General features: G+C 43.7%; 13 protein-coding genes. 11 read left to right on the top strand and 2 right to left on the bottom strand.

Annotated elements, in window-relative coordinates:
- Positions 1 to 22: 22 nt before the first annotated feature.
- The 3 genes from C0979_RS06650 to C0979_RS06640 all read left to right on the top strand — a co-directional run bounded on the left by C0979_RS06650 (position 23) and on the right by C0979_RS06640 (position 2,879).
- The gene (locus C0979_RS06650; RefSeq protein ID WP_330403460.1) at positions 23 to 787 is read left to right on the top strand and encodes a tRNA1(Val) (adenine(37)-N6)-methyltransferase; all 765 of its coding nucleotides are present in this window, start codon (positions 23 to 25) and stop codon (positions 785 to 787) included.
- A 13-nt stretch (positions 788 to 800) separates the two neighbouring features.
- A complete protein-coding gene (gene rsmI, locus C0979_RS06645) occupies positions 801 to 1,637 on the top strand; it encodes a 16S rRNA (cytidine(1402)-2'-O)-methyltransferase (RefSeq protein WP_101695231.1) in 837 nt (278 codons plus the stop codon).
- A gap of 129 nt (positions 1,638 to 1,766) precedes the next feature.
- The gene (locus C0979_RS06640; RefSeq protein ID WP_101695337.1) at positions 1,767 to 2,879 is read left to right on the top strand and encodes an ABC transporter ATP-binding protein; all 1,113 of its coding nucleotides are present in this window, start codon (positions 1,767 to 1,769) and stop codon (positions 2,877 to 2,879) included.
- Between the two features lie 53 nt (positions 2,880 to 2,932).
- Here C0979_RS06640 and C0979_RS06635 read toward each other — a convergent pair whose 3' ends face one another.
- Entirely contained in the window at positions 2,933 to 3,655 is a 723-nt protein-coding gene (locus C0979_RS06635) for a GntR family transcriptional regulator (RefSeq protein WP_101695230.1), read from the bottom strand.
- A gap of 201 nt (positions 3,656 to 3,856) precedes the next feature.
- Between C0979_RS06635 and C0979_RS06630 the strand changes: the two genes are divergently transcribed.
- The 7 genes from C0979_RS06630 (at position 3,857) to C0979_RS06600 (ending at position 14,940) form a co-directional block, all read left to right on the top strand.
- Positions 3,857 to 4,867 (top strand): ADP-ribosylglycohydrolase family protein, encoded by a 1,011-nt coding sequence (locus C0979_RS06630; protein WP_101695229.1) that lies wholly within the window; start codon positions 3,857 to 3,859, stop codon positions 4,865 to 4,867.
- On the top strand, positions 4,849 to 5,757 hold the full coding sequence (locus tag C0979_RS06625; RefSeq protein ID WP_101695228.1) for a PfkB family carbohydrate kinase: 909 nt from the start codon (positions 4,849 to 4,851) through the stop codon (positions 5,755 to 5,757). Before C0979_RS06630 ends, C0979_RS06625 begins: the two co-directional genes overlap by 19 nt.
- A complete protein-coding gene (gene pnuC, locus C0979_RS06620) occupies positions 5,750 to 6,442 on the top strand; it encodes a nicotinamide riboside transporter PnuC (protein ID WP_101695227.1) in 693 nt (230 codons plus the stop codon). Before C0979_RS06625 ends, pnuC begins: the two co-directional genes overlap by 8 nt.
- 383 nt (positions 6,443 to 6,825) lie before the next feature.
- Positions 6,826 to 7,158 (top strand): hypothetical protein, encoded by a 333-nt coding sequence (locus C0979_RS06615; RefSeq protein ID WP_101695226.1) that lies wholly within the window; start codon positions 6,826 to 6,828, stop codon positions 7,156 to 7,158.
- A gap of 88 nt (positions 7,159 to 7,246) precedes the next feature.
- Entirely contained in the window at positions 7,247 to 8,329 is a 1,083-nt protein-coding gene (locus C0979_RS06610; RefSeq protein WP_101695225.1) for a PucR family transcriptional regulator, read from the top strand.
- 12 nt (positions 8,330 to 8,341) lie between these two features.
- Positions 8,342 to 10,621 (top strand): hydratase, encoded by a 2,280-nt coding sequence (locus C0979_RS06605; RefSeq protein ID WP_101695224.1) that lies wholly within the window; start codon positions 8,342 to 8,344, stop codon positions 10,619 to 10,621.
- Between the two features lie 200 nt (positions 10,622 to 10,821).
- Positions 10,822 to 14,940: an immunoglobulin-like domain-containing protein gene (locus C0979_RS06600; protein ID WP_101695223.1), complete on the top strand. Its 4,119-nt coding sequence runs from the start codon at positions 10,822 to 10,824 to the stop codon at positions 14,938 to 14,940.
- Positions 14,941 to 15,015: 75 nt separating this feature from the next.
- Here C0979_RS06600 and C0979_RS06595 read toward each other — a convergent pair whose 3' ends face one another.
- Positions 15,016 to 15,597 (bottom strand): biotin transporter BioY, encoded by a 582-nt coding sequence (locus C0979_RS06595; protein ID WP_101695222.1) that lies wholly within the window; start codon positions 15,595 to 15,597, stop codon positions 15,016 to 15,018.
- Positions 15,598 to 16,742: 1,145 nt separating this feature from the next.
- On the opposite strand from C0979_RS06595, the gene C0979_RS06585 reads away from it, so the two are divergent.
- Positions 16,743 to 19,685 (top strand): hypothetical protein, encoded by a 2,943-nt coding sequence (locus C0979_RS06585; RefSeq protein WP_242962667.1) that lies wholly within the window; start codon positions 16,743 to 16,745, stop codon positions 19,683 to 19,685.
- Positions 19,686 to 19,838 lie beyond the last annotated feature (153 nt).

Here is a 19,838-nt window from a genome sequence, read left to right as displayed (position 1 = left end):
CAAAAGAGGAAGGATGCAGGGAATGATGCAGATGAAACAGGAAGAAGAACTGCTGCGAGACGGCGAGCGGTTAGATGATCTGCAGATTGGCGGCTATCATATCATTCAGAATCCGGGACGGTTCTGCTTCGGGATGGATGCGGTGTTACTGTCCGGCTTTGCCAGGGTCAAGAAAGGGGAACGATGCCTGGACCTGGGAACCGGAACCGGAATTCTTCCGATTCTTCTGGCGGCAAAAACAGAAGGGCGTTACTATGCGGGGCTAGAGATTCAGGAGAAAAGCGCCGATATGGCACGCCGGAGTGTAAAGCTAAATGGACTGGAAGAAAAGATTGAGATTGTGACGGGAGATATCAAGGAGGCGGCTTCCCAATTTGGAGCAGCCTCTTTTCAGGTTATTACCACAAATCCGCCGTATATGATAGGGGATCATGGATTAAAAAATGAAAACGACGCCCTTTATATTGCGCGCCATGAAGCCTTGTGTACACTGGATGATATTCTGCGGGAAAGTAGAAAAATCCTGGCGCCCAAGGGAAGATTCTATATGGTGCACCGACCGTTTCGTTTGCCGGAGATTCTGGCCAAGATGTCGGCGGCAGGGATTGAGCCAAAGCGGATGCGTCTGGTTTATCCTTATGTTGATAAGGAACCGAACATGGTTCTGGTAGAGGGATTGAAAAACGGGAACCCCCGGATGACGGTGGAACCGCCGCTGATTGTATATCACAAAGATGGAAGTTATACAGAAGAACTTCTAAAGCTGTACGGATTGTCCGGCGCATAGGGAGGAGAAAGAGATGGCAGGAACTTTATATTTGTGTGCGACCCCCATCGGTAATTTGGAGGATATGACATTCCGGGTGATCCGAACATTGAAGGAAGTAGACCTGATTGCTGCGGAAGATACCAGGAACAGTATCAAGCTTTTGAATCATTTTGAGATTCACACGCCCATGACCAGTTACCATGAATATAATAAAATAGAAAAAGGAAGAAAGCTTGTAGAGAAGCTTTTGGATGGTCAGAATATTGCGTTGATTACAGATGCAGGGACACCGGGAATCTCCGATCCTGGAGAAGAACTGGTAAAAATGTGTTATGAAGCGGGGGTGTCAGTGACGTCGCTTCCGGGAGCAGCTGCATGTATTACAGCATTGACACTGTCGGGACTGTCCACAAGGAGATTTGCATTTGAGGCCTTCCTCCCGGCGGATAAAAAGGAACGGCAGGAAGTACTGGCAGAATTAGAGAATGAGACGCGAACCATGATCATTTATGAGGCGCCTCACCGGTTGCTGCGTACGTTAAAGGAGCTGTTGGAGCGACTGGGGGATCGAAAGGTTACGATTTGTCGGGAGCTTACCAAGCGGCATGAGACGGCATTTGCAACAACGCTTTCTGATGCTGTTTCCTATTATGAAGCGAAAGAGCCACGGGGAGAATGTGTAATGGTGCTGGAAGGAAAGAGCCGACAGGAACTAAAAGAAGCGGCTATTGCAAAATGGGAAGAGATGAGCATAGAGGAGCATATGGAATACTACCTGACACAGGGAATTGACCGGAAAGATGCGATGAAGAAGGTGGCGAAAGACCGGGGCGTCAGTAAAAGAGATGTGTATCAAGCGCTGCTTTAGATGAGGGTTCGTCAACTTGACGGGACATGGAAGAAAAAATTGTTCAACCTGGTCATAGACCAGGATGAACTTTTTTTTTATACTTTTATATAGAGTGAAATGAAAATGAATCAGGGAGGAATCATTACAATGGCAAGTTTATCATTAAAGCATATTAATAAAACATATCCAAATGGGTTTGAGGCGGTAAAAGACTTCAATTTGGAGATTGAGGACAAAGAATTTATCATCTTTGTAGGACCATCTGGATGTGGAAAATCTACGACACTTCGTATGATCGCAGGTCTGGAAGAAATTACTTCCGGTGAATTGAAGATCGGAGACAAGATTGTGAATGATGTGGAGCCAAAGGACAGAGATATCGCGATGGTATTCCAGAACTATGCTCTGTATCCACATATGACGGTATATGACAATATGGCATTTGGACTGAAGTTAAGAAAAGTTCCAAAGGATGAGATTGATAAGATGGTGCGCGAGGCCGCAAAGATTCTGGATCTGGAAGCATTGCTTGATCGTAAGCCGAAGGCTCTTTCAGGAGGACAGAGACAGCGTGTTGCCATGGGACGTGCAATCGTTCGGAATCCTAAGGTATTCCTGATGGATGAGCCTCTTTCTAACCTGGATGCCAAGCTTCGTGGACAGATGCGTATTGAGATTTCCAAGCTGCATCAGAGACTGGGAACGACCATCATTTATGTAACCCATGATCAGACAGAGGCGATGACACTGGGAACCAGAATCGTTGTTATGAATGCCGGTGTGGTTCAGCAGGTAGATACACCACAGACCTTATACGATTCACCATGCAACTTGTTCGTGGCAGGATTTATCGGATCTCCACAGATGAACTTCGTAGATGCGACCTGTAAAGTGGTTGGTGAGAAGGTATATCTGGTGGCAGGACCTTCCGAGATCGAGCTTCCGGCGGCAAAGGGCAAGAAGTTGATCGACGGCGGTTACGATGGAAAGACGGTGGTTCTTGGAATTCGTCCGGAGGATGTACACGATGAGCCGGAATTCCTCGCAAAATCTCCAAACACTGTGATTGAGGCAACCATCCGTGTATACGAGATGCTTGGAGCAGAGGTATACTTGTACTTTGATTATGAAGGTGCAAATATGACGGCAAGAGTAGATCCAAGAACAACGGCAAGAACAGGAGATACCGTGAAGTTTGCGCTGGATGCAGATAAGATTCATGTATTTGATAAAGAGACAGAAGAGACAATCACAAACTAGGATTGCTGTTAGAATAAGAGATGCTACAGGGGAGGTGCGTAAGCACCTCCCCCTTATCTTCTCTGTATCAGGGAATATTCAAACCGTGTTGTTAAATAATAGTTATAGAAGAGCTCAATGGGAATTTCCTCCTCGTTTTTAATTCCATAAGTCAGTCCTGTGGAATATAGAAGAGGAGTGTCGTCACTGATGTTCAGATATTTGGAAATATCGCCATAAGCAGCAACTGCTTTTAACTTCAGTGATGAAGTTGTGATAGGTGTGTGATAATTCTCTTCTATGATTTTGTAGAGAGAATGTTGTTCAAAATCATAGGTTTCTATATCGCGGAATAAGTGATAAGGAAGCACGGTGCTCGTAAGACACAGCGGAGTACCATCTGCAAAATAGATTCGCTTCATATGAAACACAGGATCGGCCTTTTGAAGATTGAGAAGCGCAGCTTCTTCGTCAGTGCAAACTCTAAGATTGTCGGTGAGAAGTTTGCGTGAAGGCGTCATGCCTTGTCGGATGATTTCTTCGGTGTAACTGGAAATGGAAGTCAGTTCCTGTAATTTGACTTTTCCCTTTACGCAGGTGCGTTTTCCCTGCATTTTTTCAATATATCCTTGATGATATAATTCATCAATCGCACGGCGGACAGTTACTCTACTGACTTGATATAATTGAATTAGATCAGATTCGCTTGGAAGTTCTGCGCCGGCTTCCAGTTCGCCGGATTGAATTTTTTTGATAAAATCCTGCTCAATCAGAGCATATTTAGGCGTTTGTTTCATATTGATTTCCCCGTTTCATAGGACGATAATTCCTTTGTTATTTATATTCATATTATACTTTAGCAAATGACAAAATTCAAATAGATTCTCGATCTTGTTATAACAAGTCAACAAAAAATGTACCAATAATTTGTCTAATTTACGGATAGACGAACAGAGAAATATAACTTATTATAATAAGCAGAGAGGAGATATTGTAATATGAAAGATAAAATACTGGGAGCACTGTACGGAATGGCAATCGGAGATGCCATGGGTATGCCTCCGGAACTGTGGAGCCGCAAACGGTGCATGGAACATTATGGTGTAATCACAGACTTTTTAGACGGATGTCCGGAAAATATCATTTCGTATCAGTATAAGGCGGGACAATTTACGGACGATACCAGTCAGGCACTGACCATTTTAGATAGTTTGATAGAAACTGATTTTGTGCCGGACAGTCAGAGTATTGCAACGCATATTTTAGAGTGGGCGGAAAAAGAAAATGCCTTTGAAAATAATATTCTTGGGCCAACCTCTAAAGTTGCTTTAAAGCTTTTTCAGGAAGGGAAAAGTGCAAAAGAATTTTCAGATGAAGCGGTGTCCAATGGAGCGGCAATGAGAATCGCACCGATCGGAACTTTATTTACAACCGAGCAGAAAGAAGAACTGTGCCGATATGTAGCGGCAGTTTCCTGTGTAACACATACCAGTGACATTACCATTGCCGGAGCGTCTATGATTGCCATGGCAGTGGCATCTGCAATGGAATTCCAGGATCGGGAGAAAATGATTGAAGACGCGCTTTCTGTCACAGAATATGCGATGGAATTAGGGGCATCTACTCCAAGCCCGTCACTGAGTGCCAGAACGATGCTCGGAGTGAAGCTGGCAGAAAAATATAAGGATGATGAAACTGCATTTTTGGAAAATCTTTATAATCTGGTAGGAGCAGGAGTAAATACTTCAGAATCCGTTCCGGCGGCGCTTGCCATTGCGTATTATGGTTTCGATGTGAAAAAATGTGCGCTCCTTTGTGCAAATCTTGGCGGCGATACCGATACCATCGGAGCTATGGCGACTGCCATTTGTGGGGCGGCACAGGGGATGAAGAAAATTCCTGAGGAATATGTTTCTTTGATCCAGAAAGCGAACCAAGTAGATTTTGAACATTATGCAGATGCAATCGAAGAGAAGAGGGGGCGAATTTCATGGGAAAAGGATGTATAGTCATTGGTGCGGCAATGCTGGATATTGTGATGGAGATTGACAAGATTCCCAAGTCCGGAACAGATGTGTATGCCAAAGGACAGACGATGATGGTTGGCGGATGTGCGTACAATGTCGCAGATATCCTAAAACATTTCGGAACAAACTATACGTTGTTTGCTCCGGTTGGAACTGGAATGTATGCAGATTTTATCCGAAAAGAATTAGAAAGAGCAGGGCATAAGAGTCCTATCTGTTCTGCGGATTCTGATAATGGTTACTGCCTCTGCATGGTAGAAGAGGATGGAGAACGGACATTTTTAACGGTACCGGGAATTGAATGCCATTTTAAGCGTGAGTGGTTTGAGGAACTGGATGTGGAGAATTATGATTCCGTGTATGTCAGCGGATATGAGTTGGAAGGAGATGGCGGAGAAGCCATTCTTGATTTCCTAGAGGCGCACCGGGAATTGACCGTATACTATGCTCCGGGACCGCGAATCACCTATATTTCTGAGGAAAAGGCAAAGCGTATGTATGCGCTTCATCCGGTACTGCATTTGAATGAGTTAGAAGCAGTTACCTCTACCGGAGAAGAAGAGATTGCAAAGGCTTCAGAAAAACTATACGGATGGACAGGAAATACCGTTCTGATCACATTGGGAAAAGAAGGCGTACATCTTCTGGAGGATGGAGAGTATCGTATGGTTTCGTCTAAAAAGGCAGAAGTCGTGGATACGATCGGAGCAGGTGATTCTCATATTGGAACGGTGATTGCAATGCGGACAGCAGGATATGAATTTGTAGAAGCTGTGCGGATGGCAAACTGCATTTCAGCAAAGGTAGTAAGCGTAAAAGGACCTGTATTGACAACAGAAGAATTTGAGGAAGGAAGAAAGAACAATGAGTAAAGTAAAAGAGTTTTTTAAGGGATGGACGACATTTGAAAAGTGCTGGCTTGTATTATCTACGGTAATTATGATCGTGCTGAGTATTATATGGGGGGATAATACCCTGGCTTTAATTAGTGGAATCACAGGAATTCTTGGCGTTGTATTGGCGGCAAAAGGAAAAGTAAGTACCTATGTGTTTGCAACGATTAACGTGGCAATCTACGCATACCTTACATTTAACAATCATCTGTACGGTGAATTTATGTTGAATGCGTTTTATTATATTCCAATGAACTTCGTTGGTTTCTACCTCTGGTCCAGACATAAAGACGAAGAGAGCGGTGAAGTAGAAGGAAAGGCACTGACACCAAAGCAGATCGTGATTCTTTTGGTTACAACAGCAGTGATTGTCTTAATCTACTGGCAGATTCTGACACGCATTGGCGGGCAGCTTGCTCTTATTGACGCGATGTCAACTGTATTCTCAGTTATTGCTTTGATCATGCAGGTGGCTCGTTACGCAGAACAGTGGCTTTTGTGGATCATTGTCAATGTGGTATCTGTAGTAATGTGGGTATTACTGATCGGAAAAGACTCTTCTGCGATCACAATGGTTGTGATGTGGGTTGCTTATCTGTTTAACTCTGTATACGGATATTACAACTGGAAGAAACTGGCGGCTAAAAACAAAGAAAACAAATAAAAAGAACGATAGAAAGAAGCGGGTATATCTTGACGGGTATGCCCGCCTTTTCTATGTGAAAAAGTCGGGGCTAAAATTGTACCGCACATGTCCAAAAGCCGGGCGGAGGATGGTAGAGAAAGTGATTCCGCTCGAAAATACATGATTGTCTTTGGTGAACTTTTGTGTTACGCTATTTTTATCTACTTGAAATCAGCAAGTAATAAGCAGTTTTTCAATTTAGTCTTAGGAACATCTATGGGAAATCCCCCGCGATTTTCAACCGAACCATGCAATTTCATATGTGCGAAAACCTTGATAGTCAGGGGAGGATTCATTATACTTATTCTTATAAGAGGACTCCTTTTATTGCAGATATGAAAGAAACAAAGGAGGAATCTTGAGTGTCAGAAAACAGGAAAAAAGAAAACCGAGAATGCAAGAACAGTGTATTTGTGGATTTGTTCTATGAAAACGAGTCAGCAGCGGAAAATGACATTGCATTATACAATGCGCTGCATGATGAACCGCTCCCGCCGGGGACAACGGTAGAATTTGAAGAAGGTGAGAGATTAGGAAGAGAAGAAGGTGAAAGGGCAGGGAGAGAGAAGGAACAAAAACGCTTTGCAGCTTTAGCAGCAAAATTAATCGAGGCAGGAAGAAATGAAGATATTATAAAAGCAGCGCAGAATTTTGAATTTTGTGAGACGCTTTATAAAGAATATAATATCGAATAATTGTTTGCTTCCGTGCGTTAAAAGGTTAGACAGCTTTATTTACATGTGCTAGAATAAGCGTGTGTGAATATTTGGGAGGCATATATGTATGTTATCAAATAAAGTGTTGCATAAAACGGTGCAGGATATCAAGCGCATTACCAGTTTTGATTGTGCTGTCTGGGATAGAAAAGGCATCTGCCTTGTAATGACCCATGAGAAGATGCAGAAGTATGAAAAACAGGTGCAGAAGTTTTGGGCGAAGGCTGATGAAGAAGCCGAAATTTTGCAGGGCTGCCAAGGCTTTTTCTTCGTGTTTGATGAGGGAAAGCCGATATATTTGTTAGGGCTTGAGGGCGAGTGCGCGAATATGGAAATGGCAGGAAGAATGGGAGTCAGCCAGCTGACCAGTCTTTTGACTGCGTATAAGGATAAGCTGGATAAGAATCGTTTTGTTCAAAATCTTCTTCTAGGAAATCTTTTGCCGGTAGATATTTATAATCAGGCGGGGAAAATGGGAATTGCAGCAGATCAAAAGAGGATCGTGTATGTAATCGAAAAAAAGAATGAGAAAGAGGAACTGATTCTTGAGACACTGCGTGAATTATATGCATCCGGAAGAAAAGATTTTGTCACATCGGTAGATGAACAGCATGTAATACTTGTAAAAGCCTTGGAACAATCAGAAGGTTATGAAGAAGCACAACAGCGTGCAAGAGAGATTACGGACACTTTGAATATGGAGGCTATGGCCAGCGTGCGTGTGGCATATGGAACCATCGTACAGGAGATAAAGGCAGTGCCGCGTTCCTATCAGGAGGCACAGGTGGCTCTGGAGATTGGACGAGTCTTTTATGCAGAACGCGGAATTCTGGCATACGGTGAGTTGGGAATTGGAAGACTGATCCATCAGCTTCCAAAGTCTCTTTGCGAAATGTTTCTCAAGGAAGTGTTCCGTGGCGGGGCAGCAGACTGTTTTGAAGAAGAGCTGACCACAGTATATACACTTTTTGATAATAACCTGAACATTTCCGAGACGGCAAGAAAGCTTTATCTGCACCGGAATACACTGGTGTATCGTCTGGAGAAGATTCAGAAGAAAACGGGACTGGATGTCCGCGTATTCGACGATGCATTGACATTTAAAATTGCAATGATGGTATCAGACCATATGAAACATATGAAAAAATAGGAGGAACAGGACATGGTGAAATTATACGACAAAGGAGTCTATCTGTTGAATGGAACAGAGATTGCAGAAGACGTGGCAGAAGTAAAGGCTAAGACAGGAACGGAAGTATCGCAGCAGGAAGCAGCGAAGGCAACGATGGCGTACCATATTCTGGCGGATCACAATACATCTGGCAATATGGAACGTCTGCAGATTAAATTCGATAAACTGACTTCTCACGACATTACATTTGTGGGAATCATTCAGACAGCAAGGGCGTCAGGGCTGGAGAAATTCCCGATTCCGTATGTCCTGACAAACTGCCATAACTCTCTGTGTGCAGTAGGAGGAACGATCAATGAAGATGACCACATGTTTGGACTGACCTGTGCGAAAAAGTATGGCGGTGTCTATGTTCCGCCTCATCAGGCAGTTATCCACCAGTATGCGCGGGAAATGCTTGCAGGCGGCGGCAAGATGATTCTTGGATCTGACAGCCATACACGCTACGGGGCTCTTGGAACCATGGCGATGGGAGAAGGCGGACCAGAGCTGGTAAAACAGCTTTTGAATAAGACATATGACATCAAGATGCCGGAAGTGGTTGGAATTTATCTTGATGGAGAGCCAATGAAGGGAGTTGGTCCTCAGGACGTAGCACTGGCAATTATCGGTGCAGTATTCGGAAATGGATATGTAAATAATAAAGTAATGGAATTTGTAGGACCTGGAATTGACAAGCTAAGTGCAGATTTCCGTATCGGTATCGACGTAATGACAACGGAGACAACCTGCTTATCCTCCATCTGGAAAACGGATGAGAAGATTCGAGAATTCTATGAAATTCACGGAAGAGAAGGAGACTACAAGGAACTGAATCCGGGAGCTGTGGCATATTATGACGGTATGGTTTATGTTAACTTAAGCGAGATTAAGCCAATGATTGCAATGCCGTTCCACCCATCGAATGTCTATACGATCGATGAAGTGAATGCAAATTTAAAAGACATTCTCCATGATGTAGAGCAGAAAGCGCTGGTAAGCTTGGATGGAGCGGTAGACTATAGTCTGCAGGATAAGATTGTGGATGGAAAGCTTTATGTAGAACAGGGAATCATCGCGGGCTGTGCCGGAGGTGGATTTGAAAATATTTGTGCGGCAGCAGATATTATCCGGGGACGTTACATCGGAGCAGATGAATTTACTTTCAGTGTATATCCGGCAAGTACCCCAATTTATATGGAATTGGTGAAAAATGGAGCCGTTGCAGATTTGATGCAGGCAGGAACGATTGTGAAGACTGCGTTCTGCGGACCGTGCTTTGGAGCAGGAGATACTCCGGCGAACGGTGCGTTCTCCATCCGTCACTCTACACGTAACTTCCCGAACCGTGAAGGCTCCAAGCTTCAGAGTGGTCAGATTGCATCAGTTGCACTTATGGATGCACGTTCCATTGCGGCAACAGCAGCAAACAAGGGCTTCCTGACACCGGCAACGGCAATGGATGTAGAATATACTGGACGGAAATATCATTTTGATCAGAATATCTATGCAAACCGTGTATTTGACAGTAAGGGTGAGGCAGATCCGTCTGTGGAAATCAAGTTTGGTCCAAATATTAAAGACTGGCCGTCTATGCCGGCATTATCAGAAAATCTTCTGTTGAAAGTGGTATCTGAGATTCACGATCCGGTAACCACAACGGATGAACTGATTCCGTCAGGAGAGACGTCTTCTTATCGTTCTAATCCGCTGGGACTGGCAGAATTTGCGCTGTCAAGAAAAGACCCGGCATATGTGGGACGAGCAAAAGAGGTTCAGAAAGCAGAGAAAGCGATCGAAGCAGGACAGTGTCCTCTGGAGGTATTAGAAGAGTTAAGACCGGTGATGGAAGTGGTTCGAAAAGCTTATCCGGAAGTAGGAGAAGGCAACCTGGGAATCGGAAGCACCATTTTTGCAGTAAAACCAGGAGATGGTTCCGCCAGAGAGCAGGCAGCGTCCTGTCAGAAGGTGCTCGGAGGCTGGGCAAATATTGCCAACGAGTATGCAACGAAGCGTTATCGTTCCAACCTGATCAACTGGGGAATGCTTCCGTTTATCACGGAGGAAGACCATGAGAACTTAAGCTTCCAGAACGGAGATTACATTTTTGTTCCGGAGATTAGAAAGGCAATTGAAGAGAAAGCCTCCGTTGTAAAAGCGTATGTGGTAGGCGATGAATTGAAAGAGATCGAGCTGAAGCTTGGGGATATGACCGATGCGGAACGCGAGATTATTCTGAAAGGTTGTCTGATCAACTACTACCGCGGATAGAAATAGAATATTTTAAAGAATGAAATAAAAGATGCCCCTCTGGAATAATGGGAAGGATGCAGATCCCCATTGTTTAAGAGGGGTATCTTTTATATGCATTTAAAGAAAAGTTTACAAAAGAATGATAGAGAGAAGCTTTCTTTTCGTGATACGCTCAATAGGGCAAGAAATATGACTTGATAGGGTATGGAGGAAAAGACATGAAGAAACAAAGCTGGAGGCTGGTATTATCAGGACTGGCAGGAGGCATGCTGTTTGTGGGAGGCGTTATCGGCAGTGGTGCAGAAGGTGTTTTGGCAGCAGAAGCGAAAGAAAGCAGTGCACCGCCAGCACTGACGATTACGGAAATTCTTCCGGACAGTGCAAATGTGGGCGGTTCAGATGCCTATGAATTTATAGAGATCTGCAATAATACGAAGGAAGCAGTTAATTTGAAAGATTATCGTCTGTCGTATCTTTATCCTGATACGGGCGTACAGACAGTGTGGTGGGAAACGAAAGAGGATCAGGTTCTTTTGGCAGAAGAAAGTCTGGTATTCTGGATTAAGAATGGAGCAAATGATAGCCTGACACTCTCTGATTTCAACGAGAAGTTCGGAAAAGATCTGGCAGAAAACCAGGTGATTTCAATTTCCAATGGCGGAATGGCAAATTCCGGGACGAGAGCAGTTAGCTTATCCTCTAATGTAGGAGATGTTGTGGATTGTGTTGTTTATAATGAAAATGGTGCAGACAATACGACCAAGGATAAATCAATTACATTTCAGAATCAGTTGAAAAAGGGATCTTTTGAGACTGTGATGACGTCTGACCAGGCAGAGCCGACGCCGGGAACTATTACGGAGAGTGAAAAGGCGATGCAGCAGGCAAATCCGGTGACGCCTCAGAAGGAACCAGAGGTGACGGACTGTACGGAAACTTCTTTTAATAATGCGACGGAATCCTTTGCATTTGCGGTGGAGGCAAGATCAGAAGAGACGACAATTAAAACGGTAACTTTATATATGAAGGAGAGCAGCCAGGAAGCATTTGATGCGTACAATTTGATGCGAAGTAAAGAGAACGAAGATCGGTTTGAAAGGGTTCTCGGGCAGGTTGATATTCTGAATAAGAAGGGATTTACCTATTATTTTGAGGTGAGCGACGGATACACATCCGTGACAACTCCGCAGAAGAGTGTTGCTAATGAAGACGGAGAAGTGTCACAGGGACTGAATCTTCAAGACGGAGAAGTGGTGACTGGAACACGGCAGATCATTGCAGATGGATCGCAGCTTTTCCTGGATGGTGTTGATGTTGCAAAGGAGTCCCAGCGTTCCATTAACGGACCGGGAAAGATCGCGTTTGAGGCAACCGATACAGATGTATTCTTTAAAAATGCAGTGGCGGTAGACGGGGAAGTAGTAGGAATCTTCAATGAAGGAACATATAGCGATGTGAAAACCTATGTCTATGACATTGATGCCAGTCAGTTTGATTCGGAGATGAAGACGATTACAGTAGAGTTCCACGCAGGAAATAAAGCGAATGTTCTGGAACACAATATTGAAAATAATGATGACTTTATTTTGCGGAATATCCGGATGGTGCTTCCAAATGGTAGAACGCTGCTTCCGGTTTCCTATCAGGCAAAGAAGGGGCTGGGAACAGTAGAACACACGAACCTTGACGAGGTACCAAAACAGGATGTGAGTATACCTTCCCAGGAGACGAATATTTCTATGGGTGATGGAACTTCCAAGTATGAGATCCTTTACGCGACATTTCAGCTGGAGGACAGTGATTTTGAAGCAATTCGGTATCTGTGGGATACGACGGCAGGAGCTGACGGAGCCCACGCCGTATCAAATGGAGCAGAAGAAGTTCATGTGACGGTTGACAATACGGCGCCGCAAATTACAACCAATATAGAAGAGGGGCATCAGTATCACAGTGGAACGATTGAAGTAACCGCTGCCGACGCTGTCAGTGAAGAGGTTCACACGGTTGTGACACTGGATGGAAAGACCATTACGGTACCGTATGAATTTCGGGCGCTTACGATGGAGGCGGGCGAACATACCATTGTAATTATGGCAAGAGATCATGTGGGAAATACAGCGCAGAAGGAAATTCGCTTTACGACACCAAAAGAATCAGCAGATATTGAAGAAAATGTCTCTCCGGAAAATGGAACGACGGTCAATAAAGCCCCTGTGCTGGCGGTGACACCGACAGATGAAGCGGGAGATGAGATGAAGGTAACCTTTAAAAAGGGAGAAAAATATGAGCTAGGGGATGCCAATATTGTCAAGGACAGTGGAATCAGCGCAGAAAGTGGAAGCATTGAGAAGGCCTTTGAAGAGAATAACGGAAATGGATTTCCTTACGACAGTTTCCAAATTCAACTTGGTGAGAATGTAAATGAAAATACGGTGATCCGGGCAGAGTGGATGGGCCAAAGCAGCAATGCAAAAACATTTCTGTATGTTTATAATACAGCTTCCCAAAATTGGGAAAAGGTAGATGCAAAGCAGAGTATTTCCGAAGAAGGTATGACATTGACAGGAGAAGTTGTGCTGAAAGATCATATGGTTGATGGAAGCGTTCGATTTATCGTTCAGAATGGGGAGGGATATACACCGCCTCAATACGGATCACTTCCGCAGATCGGTACTTATTCCATGAATGAGACACCGGATAACGTGGAGACATCCAACGAAAATGATACGCCGCGGGAAGAGTATGACTTTACCTTTGCGGTGGAGAGCGATACTCAGTATTATAATGAGGATTATGAAGGGAATCAGGATCAGTCCAATAATGGGCAGTATCAGCATCAGATGAACATCCACAATTGGCTTTTAGGAAACAGGCAGCGGATGAATCTTCAGTATCTATTCCACGATGGCGATATTATTGATGATGAACCAAATCTTCAGGAATGGCAGCAGGCAGATGCGGCTTATCAGAAACTTGATCAGTCCCGGTTTCCGTACGGAGTGCTGGCAGGCAACCATGATGTGGGACATTTGAACGGAGATTACTCGAATTTCGGAAAGTTTTTCGGAGAGGAGCGCTATGCATCTAATCCGTGGTATGGCGGGAGTTATCAGAACAATCGCGGTCACTATGATCTGATTTCTGTGGACGGAATCGATTTTATTATGATTTATATGGGCTGGGGAATCGGCGATGATGAAATCCAGTGGATGAATGATGTGCTGGAGCAGTATCCGGAGAGAAAGGCGATTCTCAATTTCCATGAATATCTCCTTGCCAGCGGAGGGCTTGGAGAGGAGCCACAGAGAATTCACGATGAAGTGGTTGCGAAGAATGAAAATGTATGTATGGTTCTGTCCGGGCACTATCATAATGCGAAGACGAGAATTGATACATTTACCAATGAGGATGGAAGTACTAGAAATGTGTACAATATGTTATTTGATTATCAGGGATTGATGGAAGGCGGAGCTGGATATATGAGACTTCTTCATTTTGACGTAGAAGGGCAGCGGATGATAGTCCGAACCTTTACACCATCTTATGGTGGATCGGATTATAGCAATTATGGAGATTACGATGCAAAACCTTCTGAGAATCCGAATCCGGGAAATGAATTTTGTATTGAGGATGCGAATTTAAATGATGCAGAGACATTTGAGATTTCATTTGCGGATCTTGGAATTAGTCCAAGGATTAAGAGCTTGGAAACGCAGGATTTTCAGGTTAATGTCTACAAAGAAGATGTTATTGGAAGTGTGGAACCTGTGAAGAGTCAGGAGACGGCTGCCTATGAGTGGAAGGATGCCCCTAATGGTACGAATGGCTGGTATGCAGAAGTGACCGATGAAAATGGCGGGATTTCCAGAACAAATGTCTATTATGTTAATGTGCAGTATGATGTTGAAAAGCCTGTTTTGACAGTTCCGAAGGAGACGGTGCTAAAAGAAGGAGATCCATTTGATGTAATGGAGGGTGTTACGGCTGTAGACAATGTAGATGGCAATATTACAGAAAGCATCGTTGTTACCGGAAAGGTGAACACCAGCCTTGCAGGAACCTATGAATTAACCTATGAGGTAGCAGATACTGCCGGAAATCAGGAAAAGGCGACGAGGACTGTCATTGTTACAAAAGCAGACGTGGGAAATTCGGGAAGTGGTGTAAATCAGGACAATCCCGATGGGCATAATCCAGATGTGGGACGAAAAGACATACCACAACAAGGCGTGAAGACAGGAGATACGGCCCGTGTGGAATTGCTATTGGCAGCAGTGATCGTATCTCTGTTCATAGGAGGGGCTATCATTACTGCGCGCAAGAAAACAATAGAATAAAAAGATAAAAATCAGGCAGCTTTATCATTCGGGCTGCCTGATTCCTTTTCTTAGCGACTTTGTATAAAATAGATGCTATCTTGTTGGTTCGATGGATTTGATCCTTCCTCCAATAACCGGACCGATACCGGCGGCAATGAGTATTTTGATCAGATCGCCTGCCAGATAAGGGAGTACACCAATAGACAAAGCGGCCATAAAGCCAAGATCCATCTGGAAGGCAAGCCATAAGGTGCCAAAAAGGTAGGTGGCGGCAGAGCCCAGGATCATTCCGAAGATGGAAGGGATCCGCTTTCCGTGGGAGGCGTGAACAATCAGACCGGCGATTAGGAGCATGATCAGAAAGCCGGCAAGATATCCGCCGGTTGGTCCGGCAATTTTGCCGGGGCCGCCGGAAAATCCGGAAAATACGGGGAGTCCGGCAAGTCCGATCAGCAGATAGATTACGTAACTGATTAATGAATCCTTCCAGTCTAATACATAAAGCCCGGTCAGCAGAACCAGGTTGGTCAGCGTAATTGGCACGGGACTTAATGGAATCGGGATGGACATTGGCGCCAGGATACAGGTAACTGCCGTTACCAGAGCGATGCGAACCAGGCGCGAGGTTGTTAAGGGACGGTTGGAATTTACGGAAGCTGATGTTGTTTGATTCATGGAGTGATACCATTCCTTTCTAAATACGATTTTAATATTGTTTTGAAACATATTTGATATGATTATAATCAATGAGAACAAGAATGTCAACCTAAAACACACACGGGTTAACATTTAATAATTGTATAATTTTGTGATAAAAAACTGAAAAAACAAAAAATAAAAACAAAATTATCCAATAAAAATAATAAAAATGAAAAATAGTATTGACAAATAAGAACGGAGATGGTATTATAAAGTCAATCCAAAAGAGATCCACAAAAAAGTTTCTGACGAGAAAGGAAATTTTGAAATATCACATATATAACAATTTATTATATGGAGATATGGAAGAAGTGGATAAAAGATCTGAATTTCATATGTTGGTGAGAACAGATCGATTGGAAATATGAAAGAAGGAGGCTTAATCCATTGGACAATGCAGTAGAATTTCATAATCAATATGTCAGTGGTACGGCAGATGAAGATTCCCGTAAAGTAAGCCTTAAAAATAGAGGATAATAAGCCGGTATCAATAGATAAAGAAAAGTAATCGGAGTTGTAAAACCGGATAGATAGATTGCATTTGCAGACATATTGAGTAAAGTTACCACACATAGTTCAAAGGTATTAGAAGATGTGTAAAGAAACATTACCTAATATATCAGATTTATACGACGCTATGTAGTGTAGCGGCTATAGGAAGAATAACTTAATACGATTATAGACAAATGATAAGGGCACTGGCTATAATGGGAATGGTTATAGATATTCAAGTCGAGAGAAGAAGCTATATAGATCAATCGGGAGATATAAATAGTGATATCGAAGATTAAAAACGATCATTTTCGGAAGATAATCAGAGACTTTGAGTTATATATCGAAAGATAAAAGAAGATAGGCGAATGGGAATGTTAAAATCAACGAACCCTCCGATTTGTTGAAAGAAGAATATGATAAAATTTAATACAAAATAGCCATCATAATCTGAAGAGAATATGGTGGCTATTTTGATGTATTTTGAGAACTTTATCCGCATATTTTTTGACAATGTGCATGCCTTGTGATAGACTTATATATGTATAATTGTAAGAAATTAGAGACTTAAATAAAAATTTGAGGTGAGTGTGTTGGATAAATATGAATATCGGGTAAAAACAGAGCAGATGCTCGAATATATGGAAAAAAAGCAATATAAAAAAGCGATGGAGATTGCGGATACCATTGACTGGAGAAGGGTAAAAAGTGTGTCCATGCTGAACACAGTCAGTGAGATTTACGAATTGAATGGGGAATTTCAGAAGAGCCGGGATATCCTGTTTGTTGCATTTGACCGTTCGCCGGGAAGCAGAAAGATCGTATATCGACTGGGAACACTTGCTCTTAAAATTGATGATACGGATGAGGCATCTGACTGTTATGAAGAATTTGTAAAACTGGCGCCGAAGGATCCAAATCAGTATATTTTGAAATATAAGATATTAAAGGCACAGGGTGCACCGTTGGAGGATCAGATTGCAGCATTAGAGGACTTTAAGAAAGGGGAATACGTTGAGAAGTGGGCGTATGAACTGGCAAAGCTGTACCATGAAGCTGGAATGACGGCAGAGTGCTTAGAAGAGTGTGATGACCTGATTCTATGGTTCAGTGAGGGTAAATATGTATACCAGGCCATGGAATTGAAGATGAAATATAAGCCATTGACGCCAATGCAGCAGGAAAAATATAATAATAGCCCTGCAGGTAAGCAGAAAGCGCGTGCCATGCAGCTTCAAAAAGAGAAGGAAGAAGAGAAGGCAGCTTACCAGCAGAAAGCGCTGAAGGCTAAAGCAGCAGCAGAAGCTGCGCGTGCAGCTCGTATGGCAGCGCAGGCAGCGGAAGAGGAAGAGCCAGAAGAAGCAGAAGATGATCTGGAAGAGTCTGGAGACGTATCGGAAGAAATGGAAGTGCCTAATAACGTTATTGAAGAGGTGGCGGAGACTATTTCGGAAGAGATGGACGAAGATTCTTTTGAAGAAGGCGAGATGCTGCCGGAAGAGTCAGAAGAGGTGGACGAAGAAGAGCCGAAAGAGGAAGATACGATGAAACAGTCCTCTATTACAAAGGTTGTAAAAGGCGCGACACTTCAGGAGGCTCTGGCAAATGGCGTGGCGCTTGCAAGCGGACGAAGCCTGAATATTGAAGAGAAGGCGATGAAAGAAAAGGATGAAGCACTTCGGGTAACCGGACAAATGCGAATTGAAGATATCCTTCAGGAGTGGGAAGCAAAGCAGAAGCAGAATGCGGAAGCAATCGAGCAGCAGAAACAGAAAGATGTTGAACGAATCCAGAAGGAAAGAGAAGAAGCTGAGAGAAGAAGAGAAGAGGAACGTCTGGAGATAGAGAGAAAGGCAGCGGAAGCAGAGGCAGCAAGAAAGGCAGCTGAGGAAGAAGCGGCAAGAAAAGCGGCGGAAGAAGAGGCGGCAAGAAAAGCGGCTGAGGAAGAAGTGGCAAGAAAAGCGGCGGAAGAAGAGGCGGCAAGAAAGGCGGCCGAGGAAGCAGAAGCAGCAAGAAAAGCAGCTATCGAGGAGGCAGCAAAGCTGGCCGGAGAAGAGGATGTTGCAGCGGCAGGGCTTGGAGAGACCAGAAGAATTCCAGATGATATTGTAAAGCTGATGGAAGAAATGGGGCTTCAGGAAAAGGAAGAAGCTGAGGACGAGCCAGAAGAATTGAGCTTGGAAGATGCACTGGCAGCTCATGGAGCCGAAGAAATCATCGGCGAGATGGACGAAGAAGCATTTGAGGAAGCAGATTACGAAGAAGGCGATTATGAAGAGGCTGACTTCGAGGAAGAAGACTTTGAAGAAGCGGATTATGAAGAGGCTGACTTCGAGGAAGAAGAGTTTGAAGAAGCAGCTGCAGAAGAGGCCGACTTCGAGGAAGAAGACTTTGAAGAGGCAGATTACGAAGAAGCTGACTTCGAGGAAGAAGACTTTGAGGAGACCGATTACGAAGAAGCTGATTATGAGGATGATTTTGAAGCGGACTTTGGAGAAGATATAGAAGCTGATTTCGAGGACGATCTGGAAGCTGACTTTGAGGATGATTTTGAAGCGGATTTTGAAGACGACTTTGAAGAAGAGTTTGAAGAAGCGGACTATGAAGAAGATGATTTCTTCGATGAAGAAGCCGAAGAAGAGGATGAAGAAACTGACTTTGAGGAAGAGGAATTAGAGATTGAAGAACCTTCTGAAGAGGAGATTCAGGCTCGGATTAAGAAATCAAAAGGAAGCGGAGTTCCATTTGATACAGGCTTCGTTGTGACCGGACGCTATGATCTGAGTGCAACCAGTGAGATTGGTCTGAAAGCAGGGCTGACGGAAGAGCAGAAGAAACTATTCTCCTATTTCGTGCCAGTCAGAGGTATGAGTGAGCAGATTGTGGAAGTGCTTGATAACGACCGGAGAGCACAGCGTGAAGGAACTTCCAAGACAGGCAACCTTATGGTAATCGGACGAAAAGGTTCCGGAAAGACAGTTTTGGCAGTAGATATTGTTAAGGCAATCCAGAAACAGAGAAACTTAAAGCAGGGTAAGGTAGCAATTGTAACCGGAGAATCTCTGAACAAGAAGGAGCTTACGAATATTATTCAGAAGCTTCGTGGTGGAGCAATTATTATTGAGAAGGCCGGAAAACTGAACTCCAGGACAATCAAAGAATTGAATTATCTGATGGAAAAGAAGACCGGGGAACTGCTCTTCGTACTGGAAGATCAGAGAAAGCCGCTGGAACGTTTGCTGACAGCAAATCCGGACTTTAGAAAGAAATTTACTTCTAAATTGGAATTGCCAGTATTTATTAATGATGAGCTGGTTACTTTTGGTCAGACTTATGCGAAAGAAAACGGATATAAACTGGATGAAATGGGAATTTTGGCGCTGTACAGCCGAATCGATGTTATGCAGCGAGAAGATCATGCAGTGACGGTTGCTGAGGTAAAGGAGATTATGGACGAGGCAATTGCACATTCTCAGAAAGCGAATGTTAAGCATTTGGCAAGACGTGTCTTTGGCAAGAGTACCGATGATTCCGACCGCATTATTCTGAAAGAAGAAGATTTTAAAATTTAAGATGAAAAGTAATAAGATGCCCCTGGCGACAGAAAATGTCGCTGGGGGCATTTTCTAGTATAGAGTGGTAAGAGGCTGGTTTTTGAGAAAGCGCTCTGATATGGATTAGGGTATGTCTGTGTCGGATTTTGCGGGAAAGGAATGGTCATATTG

Source organism: Dorea phocaeensis (assembly GCF_900240315.1).
GTDB lineage: Bacteria > Bacillota > Clostridia > Lachnospirales > Lachnospiraceae > Dorea_B > Dorea_B phocaeensis.
This window is presented reverse-complemented; position numbering and strand designations above follow the sequence as displayed.